The organism is Sphingobium sp. TomTYG73 (assembly GCF_055394245.1).
The window spans coordinates 285,001-309,451 of sequence record NZ_AP027340.1 but is presented as its reverse complement, the minus strand read 5'-3'; the positions used below and the strand labels follow the sequence as shown (position 1 = coordinate 309,451).

Below are 24,451 nucleotides of genomic sequence, written 5' to 3'. Positions count from 1 at the left end.
ACGCCGCACCAAAGACCCGTTCTTCGACCTCAACATGGACCGGTCATTATGGTTCCCAGGCGGTCCTGCTGCCAGCAAACGGCGTCCTGGTCGAGGAACTCAGCCGCGCCGGCACCGACCTAAGCGCGCATCTTGCGTCCCTAGAGCATTTTCGAAGCAGATGGCATCATCTGCTGGCTCGGAAAATGCGGAAAACAAAGGACGAATAGAGCATGATCCGATCCAGTCTGATCGGATCATGCTCTAGATAAAGCTACTCACATCCACGCCCGCCAGCGTATTGACCCCGACCAGTATCACGCTCTGTTCGAATGTGCCGTCGCCATTGCCGTCGTAGAATATCCAGCCGTCGGTCGTCCCGGCGATGAAGGTCACATGGTTGACGCCCGCCGTCGCCTGGGCAGCGCTCAGCGCGTCGGCGAAAATGTTCGTCGCGATCGCCGCCTCGGCATAATTGGCTGTGGGCAGGCTGCCGTTCAGGAAATCGAAATCGATGCGATCCCCTTCGCCGATACGGAAGTCGTTGATGCGGTCATAGCTGGAACTGTTCAGCGATGATGCCAGCCCTGCAAAAACGAAGGTATCTGCTTCCGTGCCGCCCGTCAGCGTATCCTTGCCCCCGCCGCCGATCAGGATGTCGGCGCCCGCTCCGCCCTTCAACGTGTCGGTCGATGCCCCGCCATCCAGAAAATCGTCGCCCGCTCCACCATCCAGAAGGTCGCCGCCGTCTTCGCCAAACAATCTGTCGTTACCGCCATTACCCACCAGCGAGTCATTGCCCAACCCGCCCCACAGGCTGTTGGCGCCGCTATTGCCGGTCATGGTGTTGGCCAGATCGTTGCCAATGCCGTCGATATTGCCAGCGCCGGTCAGCACCAGCTTTTCGACTTCCGCCGCCATTCGATAGCTGACCGACGCATTGACCTGATCGGTGCCGCCGCCCACGGCTTCGATGACAATGTCATCATTGGCGGCATTGCCGTCATCGGACCAGCTGTCCACCACATAGACGTCATCGCCCAGGCCGCCGGTCATGCTGTCCGCGCCTGCTCCGCCATCCAGGCTGTCATTCCCCAGCCCGCCGATCAGCGTGTCGTTCCCGTCGCCGCCGAACAGCAGGTCGTTATCGTCACCGCCGTCCAGCAGGTCGTTGCCGCCATTGCCGGACAGATTGTCCTGTCCCAGCCCGCCGAAAATCTGGTTGGCTGCCTCATTCCCGACGATGATGTTGGCAAGGTCGTTGCCGATGCCATTGATCGGGGCAAGGCTGGTCAGGGTCAGCTTTTCGACCTCCGCCGCCATCCTGTAATTGACCGACGCGTAGACAAGATCGGTGCCGCCCGACGCCAGTTCGATCACCTGATCATCATTCCCGGCAAAGCCGTCGTCGGAATAGGTATCGACATAAAAGATGTCGTTGCCCGTGCCGCCATCCATATAGTCCGCGCCTGCGCCGCCATCGATGATGTCGTTACCCGCCATGCCATAGATGGTGTCGTTAAGCGCCGTCGTCTGGTAACCCAGCACGCTCGTCGTCGGATTGATGCTGTTGTTGCCCGACGATCCGATGATGGTTTTGCCGGTTTCCGAAATGTCGGTGATGCTGATGGACAGCAACTGGTCATCGACATAACTGCCATCGGTCGCCCGCACGATCAGCTGATACACGCCGTCCTGGTCCGCATCCAGGCGGTTTTCATAGTCCACCGGGGTCAGGAAGGACACTGCGCCCGTCACCGCGTCGATCGTGAACAGCGACGCATCGGCCCCGCCCGCGATCGCAAAGCTCGGGGCCGTCCCGTCCGCATCGGCGGCCATCACGGTCGTGACCGCCGTCTGGTTTTCCGCCATGCTGATGGCCGCGCTGGCTCCGCCTCCATTGGAGGTGATGACCGGCGCATTGTCATTGACGTTGGTGATGTTGATCGCCAGCGTTTGCGCGACATTGTTGGTGCCATCGCTGGCCGTGACGACGACATCATAAGTGCGATCGCCATTGGCATCGCCGGGCGCTTCGAAATCGGGCGCCGCGTTGAAACTGAGCGCTCCGGTCACCGCATCGATCGTGAACAGCGCGGCATCCGCTCCGCCGCTGATGCTGTATCCCAGCGCCGTGCCATCGGCATCGCTCGCCTGCACGGTCGCCGCCAGCAGGCTGTTTTCCGCAACCGACAGCGCCGCCGATGCCGCCCCGGCGTAGGATGTAAGGATCGGGGCATTGTCATTGAGGTTGGCGACCGTGACCGCCAGCGTCTGCCGATCGGCGTTCGCGCCGTCGCTGGCCTGCACGATCACGTCATAGACATTGTTATGATCGGCATCCGCCGCCACCTCATAGTCCGGCCCCGTCTTAAAGCTCAAGGCGCCGGTCGCAGCGTCGATGGTGAACAACGCGGCGTCGGCGCCGCCCGCGATCGAATAGCTGATCGATGGGCCATCAGCGTCCGTCGCCGTCACCGTCGTAACGGCTGTCGCATTTTCATTGATCGTGATCGCGGCGGCAGCGCCACCGCCGTTGGAGGTGATGACCGGCGCGACCCCGTCCGCCACGTCGCGCACGGTGACGGATAGGCTTTGGGTATCCACGCCGCCATTGCCATCATTGGCGGCGACGATCAGCTGATAGACATTGTCGCCGTCCGCGTCCGCCGGGTTTTCGAAGTTGGGCGCCGCCAGAAAGCGCAGCGCGCCCGTTACGGCATCGATAGCGAACAGCGCCGCGTCAGCGCCGCCCGCAATCGAAAAGCCTATGGTCTGGCCGCTGTCCGTATCCGACGCCGCGACGGTGGTGACCGCCGTGCTGTTCTCATCGATGGACAGCGCGGCGCTCACGCCACCGCCATTGGATGTGATGACCGGCGGTGCGTTAAGACCCGTCGACGGGATCGTCACATCGGCGAACTCGAAAAATTCGACGTTGCGGATCGTCTTCGTCCCCTCGGGCGATCCGGGACGCAGATCACCGGCAATATAGCTGCCGTCGGGTTGAAGCGTGAAAATATAATCCGCCCGGTTCCCGGAAAAGACCAGCGTGTCGATGTCGGCGCTACCGTCGATCAGGTCGTTGCCCGCCCCGGCCAGGATGCGGTCGTTGCCCGCCCCGCCGTGCATATAATCATTGCCAGCCCCGCCATCGAGCAGATCGTCGCCCGTGCCGCCGTACAGCTCGTCATTGCCCGCGCCGCCATACAGCTGGTCATTGCCGGAATCGCCGTTCAACGTGTCGTTGCTGGATGTGTTCGCGTCATCGCCATATAATATGTCGTCGCCAGTGCCGCCCGACAGCGTGTCGCCGCCTGCCTGGCCGTAAAGGATGTCATTGTCATCCCCGCCGTTCAGCTTGTCGCTGCCCCGGCCACCCCAGATAAGGTCATTGCCAGCGCCGCCGTCGATGATGTCGTCGCCCGAGATATTGTTGAATCCCAGATCGTCGCCATACAGCCGGTCGTTGCCCAGCCCGCCTGAGATGTTGTCGCTGCCGCGCCAGCCGAAGATGATGTCGTCGCCTGCGTCACCCTGAAGGTTGTCCTTGCCCGCGCCGGCCACGATGATGTCGTTGCCCGCGCCGCCCTGAACCAGCACGTCCTTGGCATAATCGATGCCACCGACGCCATGGTTGGTCAGGTCGATGACATCATCGCCATCGCCCAGCCAGAACTGCTCGATATTGTCGAAGCCGCCAAAGCCGCCCGAAATGGTCCCGTTATTATAAAATATGGCGTCGGACAGGTTGGACCCATAGACGATATCGGTGCCGGTGCTGCCCAGCAGCATATCCATGGAAATCTGGATATTGGACGCGGCGATCTGATATTGGGTCCCCGCATCGGTCAGAATCGCCGTGTTCCACACCAGCTGCGCCAGCACGGCGTCGGGCCGCACGATGTCCAGGTTGGACAGGCGGGTGAAGGCAAAGAACAGGTCCTTCTCGGCCGTGCCGGTGACCGTCGAGCTGCCGACAACATTATAATAGCTGGCCATATCGTCTCCCCATCTCGTGCCAGGATGGCTGGGGCCTGCCCCCGGCCCGGAGCGTATGGAAAGCTGATACCCTCGAAACGGCCTGCGCCGCGAAGATCATCGGGATAAAGGTGCCACCCTTAAGGGTAAGGCTCCACCAATAGGCTTATTGCTCGCGGAACGACCGCCACATCAGGTCGGTCAACGGATCGAACATATATTGCAATGCCGTCCGCCGCCGCAGGGGCACGACCACCTCCACCGGCATGCCCGGCTTCAAAACGAAATCGCCGCGCGCATAGCGCCGGATGAGCGCGATCTGCTCCGGCGGTATCTGCACTTCCCCCACGAAATAGGACACGCCTGTCTTTTCCTCGACGAAGCTGTCCGCCGATACCCGCGTCACCCGCCCGTCGATGATGGGCAGGCTGCGCGCCGGAAACCCTGCAAAGCGCACCTCCGCCCTTTGCCCCACCGCCAGGTCGTCAATGTCGGCGGGGGAAAAGCGCGTTTCTATCACCACGGCGCCGTTGCGCGGCACGATGTCCATCAACACTTGACCGGCGGCGATCACGCCCCCCACCGTATGCACCGACAATCCGACCACCGTCCCGCTGACCGGCGCGCGCACTTGCGTCCGCGCCACTTCATCACGGGCCGCCGTCCATTTGGGCAGGACATCGCCCAGCTGCGTTTCGACGTCCCGCAATTCGGCCGTCACCTTCTCCTGCAACCCTTGCTTCGCCTCCAGCGCCTTCAGCCGCGCTTCCCCGGCCATGCTGACGGAGCTGTCGCGCGCCGCCAGCAACCGCGCGCGTTGCCCGATCAGGTCGGCCTTCGCCCGCTCCAGCGCGCGAATGCGGGTCTTGCTGACAAATCCCTTGGCCGCGACATCTTGCAGGCTGTTCAATTCGTCGCTGATCAGCCGTTCCTGCTCGACCACCGCCGCGACCTGCTCGCGATAGCCCAGCACCTGCGATCCCGCCTGGCTGCCTTCCTGCATGGCAACGCCCTGTTGCGTCGCCAGCAGCGCCGATCGCGCGCCCATTTGCGCCCGTTGCGCCTGCATGGCGGCGTCGGCATCCGCGATGTCCGCCCCGGTCAGCGACTGGAACTCGACCGGCACAGCGATCGCCGTCCCCGCCAGCTCCGCCCTCAGCCGAGCGCGCTGCGCCATCAGCCAGATGGCCTGTGAAGCCAGCACCCGCTCCTGCGCCGTGACCGCCGGTGCGGCAAGACGGATCAGCACGTCGCCCTGCCGGACCTGCTGCCCTTCCTTCACCAATATCGCAGCGACGATCCCGCCGTCACGATGCTGGACGCTCTGCCGCTGCCCCGCGACGGTCGCACGACCCGGCGCCAGCGCCGCCGCGTCCAGTCGGGCAAACGCGGCCCAGCCCAGGAACAACAGGAAAAATGCCGCCGCGATCAACAGACCGGCCCGCACTTCCCGGCGGATATCCGGCCCCACGGCGGGCACCGTCCCACCCTCTCCATTGGTCAACAGGAGAACGCGCCGCGACCGCATCAACATCACGCCCCCTCCGCCGAAGCCAGTGATCGTGTCGCGGTGAGCGCGTTCAGCACCTTGTCGCGCGGGCCATTCATCCGCATGCGGCCACGGTCCAGCACCAATATCCGATCCGCTGGCGCCAGCAGGCTGGTGCGATGCGCCGTCACCATGATCGCGGCGCCGCGCGCCTTCGCCTGCCGCAGCGCGTCGATCAACCGCGCCTCTCCATCGGAATCGAGATGCGCATTGGGCTCGTCCAGGATCAGCAGGGCCGGATCGCGAAACAACGCCCGGGCAAGCGCGATCCGCTGCGCCTGTCCCATCGACAGCCCCGTGCCGCCCCACTCCAGCATCGTCTCATAGCCTCGCGGCAATCCCAGGATCATCTCATGCACGCCGCACAATCGGGCGGCGGCGATCACCTCGGTATCGATCCTGTCCCTGTCGGCGGCGGCGCTTCCCTCTTCAAAGGCGAAGCGGGCGATGTTGTCCCGGATCGTTCCGGCAAAAAGCGAAGGCTGCTGGGGCATATAACCGATATGCGCCGACAGCGCCTCGTCATCCCATTGCGCATAGTCCGCGCCGTCGATGCGGATCGTGCCCCGGCTGATCCCTATTGCCCCGGCGGTCAGGCGCGCCAGGGTCGACTTGCCCGCCCCGCTCGGCCCGATCACCGCCACCAATTCGCCCGGCGCGATGGTGAAGGACACATTGTTGATGATCAGCCGATCCGACTGGCGATCATGCACGGAAATATTCTGGGCATCCACCCGGCCGGTCGGCGCGGGCAAGGCGGTACGCGGCGCCGGATCGAACTCGCCCTCCAGCCAGATCTTGATCTCCGCATAGGATTCGCGCGCCTGCACGAAACTGCGCCATTGGCCGACCAGCTGGTCGATAGGGGACAAGGCACGCCCCAGCAGAAAGGATGAGGCAAATATCGCGCCGCCCGAAATCTGCCCGTCGATCGCCAGCAAGGCGCCCAGGCCCAGTGCCCCCGATTGCAGCGCGTTGCGCAGGAAACGGCTGACCATCACCCACCTTCCCGCCGCGAAGCTGGCATTGGCCTGCCACTTCAGCATATCCGCCCGCTCGGCCAGGTGGCGGCGCACCATCGGGCTGCGCATGCCCAGCGCGCGGATCGTTTCCATCCCGCGCATGCTCTGGTCCAGGCTGGCATAGGATTGGCTCGCCGCCGCATTGGCCTGCGCCAGCGGAGAATAAATCACCCGCTCGCTCGCCCACGCTATGACAAGCAGCACCACGCTGCCCACCAGCGCCAGCAGGCCGATCCAGGGATGGATGATGGTGCACACGATGATGTAGATCGGCGTCCACGGCACATCGAACAGCGCGTTCATGACCGGGCCGGTCAACGCCTGCCGAAGCTGGTCGCATTCGCGGATGGGCTGTTGCCGCCTGTGCTGGCCCGTTGCGGCTGGCGGCTGGCGCAGGGCAGCGGCGATCAGCGTGCGCGCAAACCGCCGGTCCAGCGCGATGCTTGCCCGCACCATGATGCGCGAACGAACATATTCCAGTAGCGACAGCGTGGCGAAAGCCATCAGCACCACGATGGTCAGGAACCCCAGCGTCGTGGCCCCACGGGTCGGCACGACGCGATCATAGACCTGCAACATGTACAGCGTCGGCGCCAGGAACAACAGATTGGCAAGCGCGCTGAACAGGGCGGCCCACATCACATGCGCCCGCACCGCGTTCAGCACGGCTCTCATCTCGCGGCCTCGCCAACGCGCGGGCAAAGGCTGCCGACGACGACTGAAACTGGCAGCGCCATCCTACCTCCCCAAAGCGCGACGGTTCAGCCCAACTCATCCCGTCGAACGCGCTACCGATCAACAGCGCAAAGGGATGCAGGGTGGCAAATTGGGTTGGTCAGACAAACTCTTGCGATCGGCCGTGCGACGCGCAGGCGGGGTTTGGTCGCCTCCGCGTCGCTCACCCTGTGATGTTCAGCTATCCGGGCCGAGGTCGGGCACCCATGCAGCGCCATTGATATGCGCACCTCCATCGACGAACAGCGTGTTGCCGGTCAGGTATCGCGCGTCTTCGCTGGCCAGGAAAAGGGCAACGCCGCCGATGTCGGCCTCCGGGTCGCCCATTCGGCCCATCGGATTAGCTGCCGTGGTGGCCGCGGCGATCTCCGGCTCCGTACGTTCAAACTCCCGGTAACCGGCAGAAACGGCGGCGGGGCAGATGATGTTGGCGCAGATTCCGTAACCTGCCCATTCTCTTGCCGCGCTGCGCGTATAGGCGCGAAGGGCTTCCTTGCCGACATTATATTCGGCGGTCCCCATATGCGCGTTGACGCCGTTGAGCGACCCGATGTTGATGATGCGGCCCCAATGTCTGCTGCGCATGTGCGGGAACGCCGCCTCCATCGACCATTTCGCAGCGTAAAGGCACATGTTCATGCAGGATTCGAACTGCGCGTCGGACAGGTTTTCGATGCGTTGCAGTCCGCCGCCGCTAAAGGCGTTATTGACCAGGACGTCGATAGAACCGAACCGATCGACGCAGGCCTGAACGGCACCGACGACGTCATCACGCACCGTAACATCACATTTGCGGAAGTCGGCATCCACCCCAAGAGCGCGCAGTTCCTCCACGACCTCCACGCCTTTGTCCGCATTGAAATCCGCGACCAGGATCGACCCGCCTTCCTGCGCAAACCGCAGCGCCATGCCCCGGCCAATTCCATCCGCCGCTCCGGTAATCAGCGCTGAACGCCCGGCCAGCCTTTTTCCCACGCTCACGCCTACATCTCCTACATCTATTGCATCGTTCCTGGCGACAGGGTTAATCAAACGATGACTCTTGTCAACAAACTAAGCCTGTGGTTTATCGCTCGGCCATGGTTTACAGGCGATAGTCGGCAAAGTCCGGGAGAGGTTTGGGGGGTATGGCCCGATGATGAAACAGAGTGAAGAAGTTCAACCACCCGTGGCGCTCGTCACCGGGGCGACGCGGGGCATCGGCCGTGCAATAGCCATCGCCCTTGGCCGCGCGGGCTTCGCCGTCGCAGTGACCGGGCGCACCATGGCGGAAGGCGCTGGCCGTATGGAGAGCATGGGGAACACGCCTGTGCCGGGCAGCGTGGCATCGACGGTGGAAGCGATAAGGGCGGCTGGCGGTCAGGCAATGGGCGCGCGGATCGACCTGCTCGATCGCGCATCCATCGATGAAGGGGTCACGGCGGTACTCGACCGCTGGGGGCGGATAGACGTTCTGGTGAACAATGGCATCTACCAGGGGCCGGTTATCCTCCAACCGATCATGGACGTCGCGCTGGAAGACGCGGAAAGAGCGATCACCGGCAATTTCCTGAACCAATTTCACCTGAGCCAGATCGTGCTGAAGACGATGGTGGCACAGGGTTCAGGACGAATGATCTTCATGACGACCTTGTCCTCCATCGAACCCGCCGCCCGCTCCCCGGGGGTCGGGCTCTTCTATCTTGCGCCCAAGGCAGCGTTCAATCGTATCCCGGACCACATCAACCAGGAGCATGGCAAGGATGGGATCAGCGCCTTCCTGATCGAACCGCGCTTCACCATGACGGACACGCTGCGCGCGGCCATGGGCGATCAGGCTGAAACGCTCGGATCGGGAGAAGCAGCGCGCGATCCGGAGGAAACCGCACAGACTGTCGTGTGGTTGGCGAGCCATGCGGACGCACCGAACCTGGCCGGACCAGAAATGATCAACGCGCCGGACTTCTTCACCGAACGAGGGATCGCGCCGCCGGGATGATCCCGGGATTGGCGCCTGTGCCGACAGTGCAATAGCTCAATTGGTTGACGCGGCGCCTCCGTCGTAGGGACGGTCCGCTGCAACCTCGTCCCGGCGCTTGGCCTCCAAAAACCTCATCAATGGGCACGAAGGTCGTTAGCAAGCTCAGGAGAGAAGTTCCCAGTCTGGATGCCGACACAACGCGTGAACCCTCTTCGCCCGTTATCGCATCGCCACACGGTAGATAGATCCGTCCGGGACCTGGAAAGCTTGATGGCGGCCCATCTTGAACAGCTTGACGCGACGCTTAGCACCCATATCAGCTCCCTGGCCTATGCTATATCATATGCCAGCTGAGAGCGCCTATCTTATCGGCACCGTCATTTTCGGCTTGTCACTAAAGCATTTTCGAAGCAGATGGCATCATCTGCTGGCTCGGAAAATGCGGGAAACAAAAGACAAATAGAGCATGATCCGATTCAGTCTGATCGGATCATGCTCTAGTCTTGCAGGTGTCGCTGCAAATTCAAGCTTGGCGTTTCAGCCCGTGGCTGCATTGGACCACTATTTTCGCCTCAACCACCGCAGGGACGACGCTCGGGGACTATGCCACGCGATCCCCGGCACTCGGTATTTGCGAAATGTGCGATTAACCTCTCCTTTCTCCTCCTCCGTTTTGCTGTCGGGCCATGGGATCAGAAATAAGTTCATCCACTGCGACGCTTCGCAATCTGCTGGAAGTGTCGCGCGGACGCGAAGAGCACGAGCTGTTCGAAGATCTGCTACGCCGACCGGTGTACGCATCGAACGCATTATATCGCAGGGACAAACGACGCCCGCTGACCGCCCTTATGTGCAGGAGTGGGATGAATGGATGCTGATCCTGGCAGGCTCTGCCGAAGTCACTCTGGAGGGATTTGGGCAGAGAAGCCTAATCCCAGGTGATCACCTATTCATTCCCGCAGGTGTACCGCATCTCGTGATCTACACAGCCAACCCAACAATTTGGCAGGCCATCCATGTCGGTCAGCCACGGCCGACGGGTAGCAACCTGTGATCTTCAAGTTTCAAAATGCCCGCCCCGGATTTCAAGAAAAACCTCCCCAGTGGAATTGATCAACATCCATATTCCCTTTGAGAGGCTTCTGTCTCAGGCCCGATGCTGCGACCGCCGAACGCAAAAGCGCTCTGCGTGTTCGCCCACGGTGCTGCCTTTCGATAAGCAGTGATAAAAGGTTCGAGCCGCGACCAAAAGTGCGAAAAACAGCCCGGCCGTCATGATGGCAGCCGGGCCAGTTGAAAGTCTCAACGGCTATGCCGTGAGCCCTCGGGTCGCGAGCTTTCCTTATCGACCTTGCTGAAGTTGGTCATACCCCGACCGGGGGAGAGCTACGGAATATTTCATCCTGAGGGTTGTTCTTAGCGGTCAAGTTGATTGGGCGTTTGGCCGATGCTTCGAGCCCTTACCGCCGGAGCATGTCGCTGAGCATCGCCATCAGATCCATCTCCCGAGAGACCCCAAGTTTGGAGTAAATGGATTTAATCTGGGTCTTGACGGTCTGGGTGCTCGTATCCCGTGCAGCGGCGATCTGATCACGCGTCTCGCCTCTAACGAGGGCCAATGCGACCTCGGCTTCAGCAGCAGACAGACCAAATGCCGCGCGCAAAACAGCAGGGGCGGCCTCGTGCCAGCGCCGGCCTGAGCGGACGATGACAAGAATTTGTGAGGCAAGGCTCAGCCGGTAAGGCTGGGAGGGAAGGCGGCAGACATCAACCACCATAGCCATCTGCTGGACAGCGCCTCCCAGCAGCAACGTCTCGATCCCGAGAGGCTGACGATGCCGCCGCGCGAGGGCTTTCAACAACGCTGCGTCGTCACGTGGATGCGGAAGGCCGATCTTCCCGTCTACTAGCCTAAAACGTCCAGCCGAGAGCAGTGCGGTGGCTTCGGGAGTCTCTCCCTTCAAATCGCCAGCTTCATCGCAAATAAAGATCGGCAGGCCAACATATTCGAGCGCGCCATTCGCCAAGGCCGCGCCGCGATTTTCGAGCGCAATCTGGATTTTGACCGCCCTACGCACATGCGGCGTAATCGCGGCGAAAAGCTCGCGCGTTTCTGCATCGGTCCTGCCGTCTTTCCGACTACGGTTGAGAGCGAGGCCGACAAACCGACCTCCCCCTTCAAGCAATTTGGTCTGGCAGCCGTCCATGATGTCATAGGCGTCGCACATCTCACGATAGAGATCGAAACCAGAGCCGCGCCCGACCGCGCGATAGTCTGCTTCACTGCGAATGACGAAAGGCTGGTCATTGAGCGAGGCGCGCACGCGAACATTGATGTTGGGATCGCCGCGCTCCTGCTGGACGAAGCGCGCGACCTCATCTTGACCTATATCATTGATCCAGTTGAAGGGCACCTCGCCGGGCGCAAAACCAATGAGCTGGCCATGCGTGCTGCCAGTCAGTTCCGCCATGGCCCGCAACGCGCCCAGCCACTCATTTCCATCGATTGCAGCCATGGCGAAACGCTCGCCCAGCGCCCAAATCTTATCTTCCACCCTGTTTCGTTCCTGTTCCGCGACCCGGTCAGAACGTAAATATCTTTGGCTGATCCAGCGTGAGAGCGCGTGGGCAGCAAGCGGATTTAGGCAGGTCTAGGAAGAAACACAATATTTTAGCTGCGGCGGTCCGATACCCCGATCGGGGGATGCGAACAGGAATGCGTTTTGCTTATCCCCGTCCCCAATCGTCTGGAGGGGGTTTTACATGATCGGCAGAAATTCTGTGCGCGCGCCTATTCGCCTTGGGCTTGGTCTGAGCGTCAGTGTTCTCGCGCTTGGTGCGAGCAGCGCTCTTGCGCAACAGGCGTCGACCTTGACCTGTCCCGACGGCAGCGCTGGTCCACTCTGCGTCATTAGCAATAGCGGATCGACAGGGCCGATCACCGGAACACTGGGTACCGCCATCATCGTCAATAACAGCGGCACGATCGCTGGCGATCCGGCAATCAGCGCGGGTCAGGCCGTCGTGCTTGCGGTCAATAATGCGAGCGGTGGGGCCATTGGCGGGAGTACGAACGCGATCATAGCGCCTGCCCGGACCGGCATTCCCTTGCTCAGCTTCAATGTGACCAACGCTGGCACGATCAACGGCAACGTGTCCTATGTCGAACCCACCCCTACCGCGCCTCAAAACCCACTGGCTGGCGCGGTTTATTATTATGTGTCCGATGGCGGTACATTGAACGGCAATCTGCAGCTCGGCACGGGCTTCAGCACCGCCAATTTTGTCCAGCGCGGCAGCGATGACGGGGTAACCGGAACCATTGCCGCTGGTGGCGGCATCGACATCTACACGCACAGCTACAGCCAGTCACAGTCGCTTGAGCTCGGCGCACGCGCGCTGCCCACGACCTTCGAAATAGAAGGGTTCGAAGCACGAGGCGCCGCTACCACGCTGACGCTGTCAGGACAGGGAACATCGATCAGCCTGATGGGCGACGGCAACGTCGTCAACAACGGCACGATCAACCTGCTCGACACCGCTGGCCTGTACCCGCAGGCCGTAACCATCGTTCCGGCCGCAGTTGGCTATTATCAGCAGCGCTTTGCGACCTTCCAACGCTCCAATGTGCCGCCGGGCACTGTTCCGCTCTACACGCCAACCTATGGCGACGCGCTGACCAGCTTCATCAATGAAGGCGCCATCAATGGCGACATCCGGATCGCTGCGGCGAGTTTCGTCAACAATGACGAGATCAACCTCGCTACCAGCGGCATCGGTTCGATCATCACGACTTCGGCAGGGGATGATTTCCAGTTCCGCAATACAGGAACCATCGAGACGACTTTCACCGGCTCGCGCTCTTTCACTACGGACATTGAGCGGGAATTTGATAGTGGCGTGAACGCGGCCGTCCGAATCCGCCAGGCCCTCGAGACTACCACTCTGGCGGGCGCAACCATTGAAAATAGCGGCATCATCACCGGCGGACTGGATGCCAATGTTGCGGCGGATGTCTTCTCGTTCACTAATAGCGGCTTAATCGCTGGCATCGATACGAATGGCTATTTCCAGCGCGGCCTGACGCTTCAAGTCGGGGCACTGGACCTGGTGCTGCCGAATGCCAACGACGAATTCAACGCGGACAACGCCTCCATCATCAACACGGCGGATGGTGAGATCAGGGACGGCTTCTACGCCGCGGTCGCTTCTCAAAGCCTCAATTTCGAAAACCACGGCACGATCACGGCTTCGGCGCGTGAGGGCGGTCAGGCACTGCTCATCCGCACTGGCCTGTTGCAGGATGATGGTCCGGATGACGACGATGTCGTGGACATCGCCGCCGAGAACTTTGCCTTCACCAACACAGGCATCATCGAAGGCGCGACCGAGGTGAATATCGCCAACCGAGTGGCGAGCTTTGACAATAGCGGCACTGTGACGCGCACCGAACTTGCCATCAATCAGGCTGATCCGCCGCGCTTTGGCGGCATGTCGGCCTTTGACGTGGAGTCCGAGACCGACGAAAGCCAGACGATCACGTTCAACAACAGCGGCAACATCCTCGGTCAGGACAAGGGTGGCTCGGGCCTTGTTCTCGGCGTAGAGGCTGGCGATGATGAGCTCGTTGGCAATCCGGCGGCCAGTGCGACAGTCAATCTCGTCAACCGCGGTACGATTAAGGCGACCGGAGGCGCAACGGTAACACCGGGCCAGTTCATTGGCCTTGGACAGGACACCGCCTATGTGTCGCAGATCGCGGCGCTGGGCGTGGATGTCGAAAGTACCGGCGCTGGCACAGTCAACATCGAAAATCTGGAAGGCGGGCTTATCCAGGCAGGCGGCGGACTCACCGCTGTGGTGCGTGCGCAGCCCCAGGGCATTCCGCAACCGGTCTGGGTCTACAGTCCGGTCGCCAATACCGAAGGCAGCCACACTGTCGCTGTTGCTGTCGCGGCCAAGACGGTCAACATCGTCAACAGCGGCACTATCCAGGGCGGCGCTGGCACCAATTACTTCCCCAACACGCCGATCATCGACAATGCGATCGGCCAGCCCAACGGCTATCTTGCAGGAGCCATCCATACCAGCGGCAATCAGCTCGAGGATGAGAGCGGCTATCTGCCCTCGACCGATCATGTGACGAACACCGCCACCGGCGTCATCATCGGCTCGATCGACCTGAACGCTGGCGATGACCGCATCGACAATGCCGGGCAGATCAGCGGCGATATCTACATGCGCGAGGGCAATGACACGATCGTCAATGCGGGCACCATCACCGGAACGGTACGGATGGGCGAGGGCAATGACAGCTTCACGCACCTGCTGAGCTCAGCCGTGCTCAATGGAACGGTCGATGGCGGCGCGGGGGAGGACACGCTCTCCTTCGATATCACCGGCACGACCTATACCGGGTCGATTGATCCATCACTCCGTCAGCTGTTCGCCAGCTTTGAAGTCGAGAAGATCATTGGCACAGGCAAGGTCGTCGTTCAGCAGACGGTGGAAGTCTCTGGCGGTGGTGAGCTGAACTTGACTCAAGGGTCGAGCATCGTCGTGGCGCCGGGTCAAACCGCGATCAGCGGCGGCACGCAAAGCGTCAGCATCTCGAATAGCGGCGAGGTCGTTGGCAATGTGGACCTTGGCGAAGGCGACAATCTTCTGACCAACGCGACCGGCGGCTCCATCACCGGGAACATCATCATCGGCAACGGCGCGAACACGATCAGCAACCAGGGCGGCACGATCAACGGGAATGTCGTGGCTGGAAGCGGCACCGACAGCCTGGTCAATAGCGGCACTATCTCGGGCAATGTCGATCTTGGTGCGGGCGCCGATATGCTGACGATCGGCACCGGCGGCAGCTTCGGCGGCACGGTTGCTGCAGGTGGCGGGACCGATGTCCTCGCCTTCAATACCGGCAGCAGCTATGCGGCCCAGACGACGATCGACGGTTCGGCGTTCACGGGCTTCGAGCAGGTGAATAACACAGCAGGCGTCAACAGCTTCACTGGCGACCTCAATGTCGAGGAAGTAACCGTTTCAGGCGGCCGCTTCATCGGTCAGGCAGGATCAACCCTGACCGGATCGGTTGATGTCACCAGCGGGGGAACTTTCGGCACCGCAGGGACTGTCAGCGGCGATGTTACGATCGGCACGGGCGGCACGCTGTCGCCGGGCGCATCTCCTGCTATCATGACGATCAATGGCAATCTGACCATCGCCAACGGCACGACCACCACCTTCGAGTTCGTTCCTGTCGGGCAGAGCGATCAGATCATCGTCAATGGCGGCTCGGTGACGATCGGCGATAACACGACTGTCAATCTCACCGGCTCGCTGACACCTGGCGCGTCGCGTGACCTGATCGTGGTAAACGGCGGCGGCGCCATCACTGGCGACTTTGACATCGTCAATCGTGATCCGGGCATTGTAGGCGTCCTCCGCAACAATGGCTCCACCTTGCAGTTGCTCGGCACCTTCGTGGCGCCCACCGGGATCTCCACCCAGGCCAATGCTGCTGTCGGCTATGTCAACGATCTGCTGATCGCGGGAACCGCGAGCACTGCGCTGATCAATGCCGTTCCGACACTGTTGAGCGGTGGCACCGCTAACGCAGCGGCCTTCGGGCAGCTGACGCCAGAAGCTTATGCCAGTGCGTCTCAACTTGGCGTGGAGCAGGGACTGGCGCTCGCCAAGGCGGGCCGCGCAGGACTTGCCGAAACCACGCGCGAGACCGCGGGTCTCTTCAGCTTCGCGCAAGGTCTGGGCGACTGGCGCACGCTTAAAGGTCGTGGGTCAGTTGGCACATCGACGGCCAAGAGCCACAGCTATGGCGTCGTTGGTGGCATCGGCTTTGGCAGCGCGACCGGATCCATCGGCGCGTTCATAGGCTATATCGACAGTCGCCAGACTGTCGCGCGCCTTAGTGCACGGACGAACGCCGATGGCCTGGTTGCCGGTCTTTCGGGTCACTTCCTGAGCGGTGGCTTCGACGGGACAGTGACGATCGCCTATGATTGGAGCGAGGCGAACACCCGCCGGGCGGTACCCGGCGCCACCGCCCTCTCCGGCGACTATCGCCTCCGCAGCTTGGTGCTCGACGGTACGGTCGGCTACAGCTTCCCTATGGGCAGTTGGGGGGTCCATCCCGAAGTGGGCGTCACTCATATCTCCACCCGTCGTGGCTCGGCGAGCGAGACAGGCAGCGCCGCTTTCGCCCTGTCTGTGGATGGCAAGAAGACCAGCGCGACCTTTGTCGACGGCGCCATCAAGCTGAAGGGTGGCATTGGTGAAAGCACGATGTTCCACCCATGGGCATCGGTAGGTCTGCGTCACCAGCTCGAAGGTGAACGCTCCGCCGCTCGCGCGGGGTTTGTCGGCAACGCCGAACGGTTCACGGTCATCGGGGCGGGCCGCAAGGAAACCATGGCAACGCTTGGCGCTGGCGCTAGCTATGACCTTGCTGCGGGACTCAGCCTCTATGGCGCTTATCAAGGCGAATTTGGCGGAGGTCAGAGCCACAACGTCAACGTTGGCGTGCGCTTCGCCTTCTAATAGCAAGCTCTACGAGAACTCTTGAATTCGCAACGGCGCTGCTGACCGCAAGGTCGGCAGCGCTAACTTTATAGCGCTTTCGGGAGAAAATCGCCTTGAGAACGCCCAGCACGACACATGCTCGTTCAGGCCGAGTAAGCGTTCCCGATGCCAGCCGTTTATTCATAATCACGATCCCGTCAGATTACCCTGATGCAGCAGGCCGGAAATTGACAGCGCTTGCGGTGCCGAGGGTTTCCGGGGGCGCGCTCTCTGCCGTCAGTGCTTCGCGACGGGGAAATCTGCGAAACCAGTTTTGAAGTTCCGTTGCGTCCCACATAATGACGCCAGAGATCCAATCAATTCTAAGAGATAATGCTGAACAGTATGCCGGATTAATCAAGATCATTGATCTATTTTAATAATCGGAATGACGTACTCAACGATTTCTCTTCGAGGTTCAGTACCCAGGAGACTGGCTTTCTTTTGCAACGCTGCTTGCTTTTTACTTTTACTTGACATTCCAACTGCTAAAAGAGACTTACTGGATTTTGTCTGCTTTATGACTACAGGGGGAATTCTGTGCGTTTCCATGTTCGCGCCGCTGCAGTTGCTGCGGCTCTTTTGGCAACCGGCCTGGCCATCGTACCGGCTGAGGCTGGCACTGGATGCAATGGCGTGGTCAACATCTTCGTCTGGGGCTGCGCTCCCTGGGACAATAATAATGGGCCGCAATTCCCCTATCACCGTAAGAAGCAGGTCGATATGCGCGTACCTGCGGGAGCCAAGGTCCACGTCAAGGACGGTGCGGCGGTTGTGGAATTTAACGGCCAGAAATATCCGATTGTCGGTGGCGCAGGGGTCGTTTCCGCGGGCGGCGCTAACGTTGTGTCAGCCGGAGGGGCGAATGTCGTCTCGGCTGGCGGCGCGAACATGAAAGTTTGGGTGCAAAACTGAAGCTGCATCTCGGGAGGATGGCGAAGATCTCGGCCGCCCTGGCTTTCACGGCGACCGTAGGTTCATTAGCCCCCATCGCCTACGCGGTTGCAAGTGTCCGTTGCTGCGCGAGCGCGGGCGGCGGAGCCGCATGGGCCGGCTGGATTTTGATCGGTTTCCTCGTCTTTCTGGCAGGAACCGCTTCAGCGGCCTTTACTGCGGCGATCGCCGGGTTCTGCACTCGCGGCGCGTGGCGGGGGTGCAGGAAACAGTCATTAACGCGCGTATTGCGACCGCACCTCGCTGAACGAGGTGGCAAGGGATGGGTGCGCCACTCTGGGGAGTAGATAAGTTGATCCGTAGAATGATGATCGGGCTGACGGCCTTATGTATGGCTTCTTCCGCTGTTGCCGGCGATCCCTTCGAAGATGCACGTTATTATCTCGGTGTTAAACAAAATGCGGAGGCGCTGAAGATTGTCGATAGCGGGCAGTTCGATGTGAACATGCAAACCGAGGAGGGATACAGCCTTCTTCACTACGCAGCCGACGCCGGCAATCTCGAGATGGTAAAAGCGCTGCTCGCTCGCGGTGCCGATCCAAGCCTAAAATCACGATCCGGCAGCACGCCTTATCAGATGGCTATCGGTACCATGGTGCAGGCAGAGATCCGCAAGGCCATGGCAAAAGCTTCGACCGTAGCGGGAATAACAGGTCAGGTGGGAGCCGCTGCGGGCGTCCGCTCGCAGCCAACTACCTCTGGTGGAAATGGCATGTGCGCAATGGTGCGCTCGGAACCCGTGAATGACGGGCGCTCCCCTGCCATCCGCCCGTTTCTGAAAGCGAAGGATGCGATCTGGTACAATCATCCCGACCAACTCGTCGGATTGATCGAGGACTGTGTAGGCGTTGACGATCAGGATCAATATGGCTGGACGCTACTTCACCATGCAGCCGATCGGGATCGGGTTGCCTTGGCCAAGATCCTTCTGGATCACGGAGCTAAGCGGAATATTCGCAACAAGGATGGCCAAACCGCGCCCCAACTCGCTACCTCGCCGGAGATGAAGGCGCTGCTGGGTTCTGCGGTTGTTAAGCCTGCCACTACAACGGCGCCCGCAGCCAGCCGCAAGGTGGAATGTCAGCAGAAATATCGGGCAGACGCTGCTCTCTCCTCCGACACGACAGGAAAGATGCGCGCCATGCGACGATGGCAACAGTGCCTGGATACAGGCCGTTACTGGTGAAACTCTTTGAGCCGCTGACGGATATCCCTGACGGTTTTTAGCCTGCATCCGGCATTAAGCCGAGCGGGCCCTGTCCGGCGCAGGCGCACCTACGGTGGCCAGGTCGAGATGCTGTGTGGCGCCTTGGCAGCATTCGGCTGGTCACGATTACGGCCATCTCCATGGTAGGTCTGGACATGTAACGGTTTTGTGCCGGTCACTTGAGAGTTTAAAGCTCGTTCAAGGAGACCGACGAGATGATCAAACATAGCGAGGAGTTCAAGCAGGAGGCGGTGCGGATTGCGCTGACCAGTGGGTTGCCGCGGGAGCGGGTCGCGTTGGATTTGGGGGTTGGCAAATCGACGCTGAACAAGTGGGTGTCGCAGTATCGGCCCAGTGATCTGGTTTCAGCGCCGCAAGCAGATCTGGCGCGCGAGAATGAACGGCTTCGCCTTGAGAACCGCGTGCTGCGGGAGGAGAGGCAAATCCTAAAAAAGGCCACGCAGTTCTTCGCGAGCCAAAGGCCGTGAAGTTCGCTTTCGTGCATAGCTGGCGGCATCGCTGGCCCGTTGCACTGCTCTGCCGTGTCATGCTTGTCAGTGAACGCGGCTATCGTTCCTGGCGCTCGCGCCCGATCAGTTGCCGGGGCCGGACGGACATGAAGGTGTTGGCTCATATCCGCGAACAATACAGGCTGAGCCTTGGCAGCTACGGCCGTCCTCGCATGACGATGGAGTTAAAAGAGGTGGGGCTCGATGTGGGTGAGCGCCTTATGACCCGAAGGGCGGCGTAGCCAACATCAACGGGATCAGGCCGGTCCGCACGCGCAAACACAAGGTTACGACAGACAGCCACCATCGCCTGGGTGTCGCGGCAAACTGGCTGGACGGCGATTTCGCCGCCGATGCGCCCAACCGTAAATGGGCCGGCGACATCACCTATATCTGGACGTCGGAGGGATGGCTCTACCTCGCTGTCATCCTCGATCTGCATAGCCGCCGCGTCGTGGGCTGGGCTGTCAGCGACAGGATGAAGAAGGATTTGGCGATCAGGGCACTGGATATGGCGGTACGCCTGCGCCAGCCACCAGAGGGCTGCCTTTTCCATTCGGATCGCGGCAGCCAATATTGTTCTTACGATTATCAGAAAAAGCTGCAGGCCTATGGCCTGCGTCCATCAATGAGCGGCAAGGGTAATTGTTACGACAATGCCTCCGTCGAGACGTTCTTCAAATCCCTGAAGGCGGAACTCATCTGGCGGCAGCGCTGGCCAACGCGACGGCAGGCAGAAGCTGCCATCTTCCAATACATCAACGGCTTCTACAACGCCCGTCGTCGCCATTCATATCTGGGCGGCATTAGCCCGCTCGCCTTCGAAGCCAAGGTGGCATAATGAGATAAGTGACAGGCACAAAACCGTTACATGTCCATTTTGCCCAGGCAGAACTCGACCGCCCGTTCAGGCGATGATCGCCTTCATTGACGATCACCGCGATGCCTTTGGGGTCGAGCCGATCTGCCGCGTTCTGCCGATCGCCCCATCGACATATCACGAGCGCGTCGCGCAGCGTCGCGATCCGACACGCCTGTCGGCGCGGGCTCAACGGGACCAGTCGATCAAGCCTGAGATTGCCCGCGTGTTCGCGGAGAACTTTGCAGTCTACGGCGTCCGCAAGGTCTGGCGGCAGATGATGCGGGAGGGCTTTCCGAGCGCCCGCTGTACCGTTGCGCGACTGATGCGTTTGGCAGGGGTGATCCGTGGCAAGCCGATGCGCACGACCATCAGCGACAAGGCCGCGCCGTGCCCGCTCGATCACGTCAACCGCAGGTTCTACGCGCCAGCGCCGAACATGCTGTGGGTGTCGGACTCCACCTATGTCGCGACTTGGGCGGGGTTCGTCTACGTCGCCTTCGTCATCGACACCTACGCCAGGCGGATCGTCGGTTGGCGGGCCAGCAGGACGGCTCATGCCAGTTTCGTCCTCGATGCCCTGGAACAAGCGCTTCACGATCGACGGCCGACCCATCGGGGCGGCCTCATCCATCATAGCGACCGCGGGTCGCAATACGTGTCTATCAAATACACCGAGCGCCTCGCAGAAGCTGGGATCGAGCCATCGGTCGGCAGCGTCGGCGACAGCTACGACAATGCTTTGGCCGAGACGTCAACGGCCTCTACAAGGCAGAGGTGATCCACTGGCGAGGACCGTGGCGCAGCTTCGAAGCTGTCGAATATGCCACGCTCGAGTGGGTCGATTGGTTCAACCATCGCCGACTGCTGGAGCCCATCGGCAACATCCCGCCTGCCGAAGCCGAAGATCAATATTATGCTGCCGCAGACAACATCGGTAGGGCAGCGTGACTCACAACCCTATGCCTCCGGCAAACCCGGCGCGGTTCGGTCGGCGCGTCTTCAACCGTCGCAAGTGGGTCGAGATTCCGAACGAGAATCGCGGCTTCTCACGCCGCCCGCGCCTCAATCCGGAAAGCGAATGGATTGTGCGCGATGAACCAGACCTGCGCATCATCGATCAGCAGCTCTGGGGCCGGGTCAAAGCTCGCCAGGCGGAAGCCCGCGCGGCTCGGGACGTGAACTTCGGCCTCATCGGAAATCCACTTGCTGGCGCCAAGCGAGCTGCCTATTTTTCTCAGCGGTCTGGTGCGCTGCGGCTTCTGCGGCGACGATTTCGTCAGCGTCGGCGGTCGGCGGCGGTGCAAGGCCGCCAATAGGCAGGCGTGTAGCAACAGCTCGATCACCAGCAACCATCTTGAAGAGCGGGCTTTGTCCGGCCGGCGGGACCGTCTGCTCACTCCAGACATCATCTGCCGCTTCGCTGTGCATCTTCAACGCGAGCTCGATGCGGAGCAGCGTGCGGCCTATGGCCGCCGCTATGAACTCGAAGACGCGCTGGTCGAGACGCGTCAACGCGCCGCCAAAATTCTCCGCCGGGTCGAGGAGGACGAGGCTGCACCGCGCTCACTCACCACACGGCTCAAGGAGCTGGAGGCCGAAGAGGAACAGCTGGAACGCGAATTGGCGGAGCTGCCGGAGCGCACGGTGATCCGCCTCCCTACCAATTACGAAGCTATCTACCGCACCGCTATCGCCGAACTCAAGCAGCATCTGGCCACGCGTGAGGCCAATGTCTCGCGTAGCGCGATCCGCGCACTGATCGAGGGTGTGGTTGTCCACGCGGGCAACTGCCGGCGCGGCAAGCATCGCCGACTAGAGTTGCACGGCGACCTGTTCCAAATGGTCGCGCTTACTGAGGCTGCTGTTGCTGGAAGCGTCAAGGTTCAGAACGCACGAAAGGCCCAGTTCCATGGAACTGGGCCTTTAAGTGGTACACCGTTGGTTGCGGGAGCAGGATTTGAACCTGCGACCTTCAGGTTATGAGCCTGACGAGCTACCGGGCTGCTCCATCCCGCGTCACCAAAGGCAAAAGGGCGGCTTTATGGGCCGCCCTTTTGTGAACATGTGATGGGTTTTTATTTCCAAAAGCGCAAGCTTCAATGCCTGGCGACGCCCTACTCTTCCGGGGCTTGAGCCACAGTACCATCGGCGCAGTCTGGTTTCACGGCCGAGTTCGGGATGGGATCGGGTGGGTCACAGACGCTATGGTCACCAAGCAATGAAGCTTGCGCTTTGGGTTATAATCGATGCCGTGCACGGTATTTGGTGTTTGTATTTGTTATCTGGCTTGAGGTGATCACCACGCTCAATGGCCGACGCTGTTTCCAGCATTGTCATTGATGGTGGGACTCTCAGGCGCGATCAGAGCAATTAGGACCGGTTAGCTCCATATGTTACCACACTTCTACATCCGGCCTATCAAGGTCGTGGTCTACGACCGCTCGAAGAAATCTTATCTTGAGGGAGGCTTCCCGCTTAGATGCTTTCAGCGGTTATCCCGTCCATACATAGCTACCCTGCTGCGCCCTTGGCAGGACGACAGGTACACCAGAGGTATGTTCAACCCGGTCCTCTCGTACTAGGGTCAACTCCTCTCAAATTTCGACGCCCACGGCAGATAGGGACCAAACTGTCTCGCGACGTTCTGAACCCAGCTCACGTACCACTTTAATTGGCGAACAGCCAAACCCTTGGGACCTGCTCCAGCCCCAGGATGTGATGAGCCGACATCGAGGTGCCAAACGATTCCGTCGATATGAGCTCTTGGGAATCATCAGCCTGTTATCCCCGGCGTACCTTTTATCCGTTGAGCGATGGCCCTTCCACGAGGGACCACCGGATCACTATGACCGACTTTCGTCTCTGCTCGACTTGTCAGTCTCGCAGTCAGGCGGGCTTATGCCATTGCACTCTAACAGACGGTTTCCAACCGTCCTGAGCCCACCATCGCGCGCCTCCGTTACTCTTTAGGAGGCGACCGCCCCAGTCAAACTACCCGCCACAGAGGGTCCCTGCACCGGATAACGGTGCGAGGTTAGACATCAGAAAACAACAGGGTGGTATTTCACCTATGGCTCCACGACAACTGGCGTCATCGCTTCAAAGCCTCCCACCTATGCTACACAGTTCTTTCCTAATGCCACTCTGAAGCTGCAGTAAAGGTGCACGGGGTCTTTCCGTCTAACCGCGGGTACTCCGCATCTTCACGGAGAATTCAATTTCGCTGAGCATATCCTGGAGACAGTGGGGAAGTCGTTACGCCATTCGTGCAGGTCGGAACTTACCCGACAAGGAATTTCGCTACCTTAGGACCGTTATAGTTACGGCCGCCGTTTACCTGGGCTTCAATTCAGAGCTTGCACTCCTCCTCTTAACCTTCAGGCACCGGGCAGGCGTCAGGCCCTATACGTCGTCTTGAAGCCGACTTAGCAGAGCCCTGTGTTTTTGCTAAACAGTCGCTACCCCCTGGCCTGTGCCCCCCACAAAAAGTTGCCTTGATGTGGGGCCTCCTTCTTCCGAAGGTACGGAGGCAATTTGCCGAGTTCCTTCAGGATACTTCTCTCAAACGCCTTGGTATACTCTACCATTCCACCTGTGTCGGTTTAGGGTACGGTCTATACGGAGGGGCTATTTCCTGGGACAACTTCACAGCCTGGACCAATCCAATAAGGCCAGACCATTTACGCCATCCGTCACACACCTCCAGGCCCACGAATATTAACGTGGTTCCCATCGACTACCCCCTTCGGGCTCGTCTTAGGGGCCGGCTTACCCTGCTCAGATTAGCTTTAAGCAGGAACCCTTGGAATTTCGGCGACAGTGCATCTCACACTGTTAATCGCTACTCATGTCTGCATTCGCACTTCCGATACCTCCACGACCCATTACCAGATCGCTTCAACGGCCTACGGAACGCTCCGCTACCGCGTGATCGTAAACGATCACACCCTAAGCTTCGGTGCACGTCTTGAGCCCCGTTACATCTTCGCCGCAGAACCTCTTATTTAGACCAGTGAGCTGTTACGCTTTCTTTAAAGGATGGCTGCTTCTAAGCCAACCTCCTGGTTGTTTTGGAAGTTCCACATGCTTTCCCACTTAGACGTGACTTGGGG

10 protein-coding genes, 1 tRNA gene, 2 rRNA genes, 4 pseudogenes and 1 other annotated feature (1 of these 18 cut by a window edge) are annotated in these 24,451 nt (G+C 60.6%); of the genes and pseudogenes, 8 read left to right on the top strand and 9 right to left on the bottom strand.

The window, feature by feature from the left end:
* Positions 1 to 243 precede the first annotated feature (243 nt).
* From ACZ5TH_RS14300 to ACZ5TH_RS14285, 4 genes are all read right to left on the bottom strand, one after another.
* Positions 244 to 3,981 (bottom strand): cadherin domain-containing protein, encoded by a 3,738-nt coding sequence (locus ACZ5TH_RS14300; protein ID WP_464795632.1) that lies wholly within the window; start codon positions 3,979 to 3,981, stop codon positions 244 to 246.
* A 145-nt stretch (positions 3,982 to 4,126) separates the two neighbouring features.
* Positions 4,127 to 5,494 (bottom strand): HlyD family type I secretion periplasmic adaptor subunit, encoded by a 1,368-nt coding sequence (locus tag ACZ5TH_RS14295; protein WP_464795631.1) that lies wholly within the window; start codon positions 5,492 to 5,494, stop codon positions 4,127 to 4,129.
* Positions 5,494 to 7,206 carry a type I secretion system permease/ATPase gene (locus ACZ5TH_RS14290; protein ID WP_464795630.1) on the bottom strand — a complete coding sequence of 571 codons (1,713 nt, stop codon included), beginning with the start codon at positions 7,204 to 7,206 and terminating at the stop codon, positions 5,494 to 5,496. The genes ACZ5TH_RS14295 and ACZ5TH_RS14290 overlap by 1 nt, the downstream gene beginning before the upstream one ends.
* Positions 7,207 to 7,443: 237 nt before the next feature.
* Positions 7,444 to 8,247 carry an SDR family NAD(P)-dependent oxidoreductase gene (locus ACZ5TH_RS14285; protein WP_449469658.1) on the bottom strand — a complete coding sequence of 268 codons (804 nt, stop codon included), beginning with the start codon at positions 8,245 to 8,247 and terminating at the stop codon, positions 7,444 to 7,446.
* Positions 8,248 to 8,401: 154 nt separating this feature from the next.
* On the opposite strand from ACZ5TH_RS14285, the gene ACZ5TH_RS14280 reads away from it, so the two are divergent.
* Positions 8,402 to 9,244, top strand: coding sequence for an SDR family NAD(P)-dependent oxidoreductase (locus ACZ5TH_RS14280; RefSeq protein WP_464795629.1), 843 nt, complete (start codon positions 8,402 to 8,404; stop codon positions 9,242 to 9,244).
* 1,442 nt (positions 9,245 to 10,686) lie between these two features.
* On the opposite strand, the gene ACZ5TH_RS14275 is transcribed toward ACZ5TH_RS14280, so the two are convergent.
* Positions 10,687 to 11,697, bottom strand: a complete 1,011-nt coding sequence (locus tag ACZ5TH_RS14275) for a helix-turn-helix transcriptional regulator (protein ID WP_464795628.1) — start codon at positions 11,695 to 11,697, stop codon at positions 10,687 to 10,689.
* 292 nt (positions 11,698 to 11,989) lie between these two features.
* On the opposite strand from ACZ5TH_RS14275, the gene ACZ5TH_RS14270 reads away from it, so the two are divergent.
* The 7 genes and pseudogenes from ACZ5TH_RS14270 to ACZ5TH_RS14240 all read left to right on the top strand — a co-directional run.
* Positions 11,990 to 16,786 carry an autotransporter domain-containing protein gene (locus tag ACZ5TH_RS14270; RefSeq protein WP_464795627.1) on the top strand — a complete coding sequence of 1,599 codons (4,797 nt, stop codon included), beginning with the start codon at positions 11,990 to 11,992 and terminating at the stop codon, positions 16,784 to 16,786.
* 561 nt (positions 16,787 to 17,347) lie between these two features.
* Positions 17,348 to 17,722, top strand: a complete 375-nt coding sequence (locus ACZ5TH_RS14265; RefSeq protein WP_464795626.1) for a hypothetical protein — start codon at positions 17,348 to 17,350, stop codon at positions 17,720 to 17,722.
* 343 nt (positions 17,723 to 18,065) lie between these two features.
* Complete coding sequence (locus ACZ5TH_RS14260) at positions 18,066 to 18,947, top strand: ankyrin repeat domain-containing protein (RefSeq protein WP_464795625.1); 882 nt, start codon at positions 18,066 to 18,068, stop codon at positions 18,945 to 18,947.
* Positions 18,948 to 19,183: 236 nt separating this feature from the next.
* Positions 19,184 to 20,318, top strand: a pseudogene (locus ACZ5TH_RS14255) (IS3 family transposase).
* Positions 20,218 to 21,287 (top strand): annotated as a pseudogene (locus ACZ5TH_RS14250) (IS3 family transposase). Before ACZ5TH_RS14255 ends, ACZ5TH_RS14250 begins: the two co-directional pseudogenes overlap by 101 nt.
* Positions 20,350 to 20,466: a sequence feature (AL1L pseudoknot), on the top strand. Its footprint overlaps the pseudogene before it by 117 nt.
* Positions 21,288 to 21,298: 11 nt before the next feature.
* Positions 21,299 to 21,433: pseudogene (locus tag ACZ5TH_RS14245) on the top strand (hypothetical protein); the annotation flags it as partial.
* A 151-nt stretch (positions 21,434 to 21,584) separates the two neighbouring features.
* A pseudogene (locus ACZ5TH_RS14240) lies at positions 21,585 to 21,641 on the top strand (hypothetical protein); the annotation flags it as partial.
* Between the two features lie 261 nt (positions 21,642 to 21,902).
* Here ACZ5TH_RS14240 and ACZ5TH_RS14235 read toward each other — a convergent pair.
* The 4 genes from ACZ5TH_RS14235 to ACZ5TH_RS14220 form a co-directional block, all read right to left on the bottom strand.
* On the bottom strand, positions 21,903 to 22,118 hold the full coding sequence (locus ACZ5TH_RS14235; RefSeq protein ID WP_464795624.1) for a hypothetical protein: 216 nt from the start codon (positions 22,116 to 22,118) through the stop codon (positions 21,903 to 21,905).
* A 160-nt stretch (positions 22,119 to 22,278) separates the two neighbouring features.
* Positions 22,279 to 22,355, bottom strand: a tRNA-Met gene (locus tag ACZ5TH_RS14230).
* 85 nt (positions 22,356 to 22,440) lie between these two features.
* Positions 22,441 to 22,555: ribosomal RNA gene (gene rrf, locus ACZ5TH_RS14225) — 5S ribosomal RNA — on the bottom strand.
* 134 nt (positions 22,556 to 22,689) lie between these two features.
* Positions 22,690 to 24,451: ribosomal RNA gene (locus tag ACZ5TH_RS14220) — 23S ribosomal RNA — on the bottom strand (it continues 1,037 nt past the right edge of the window).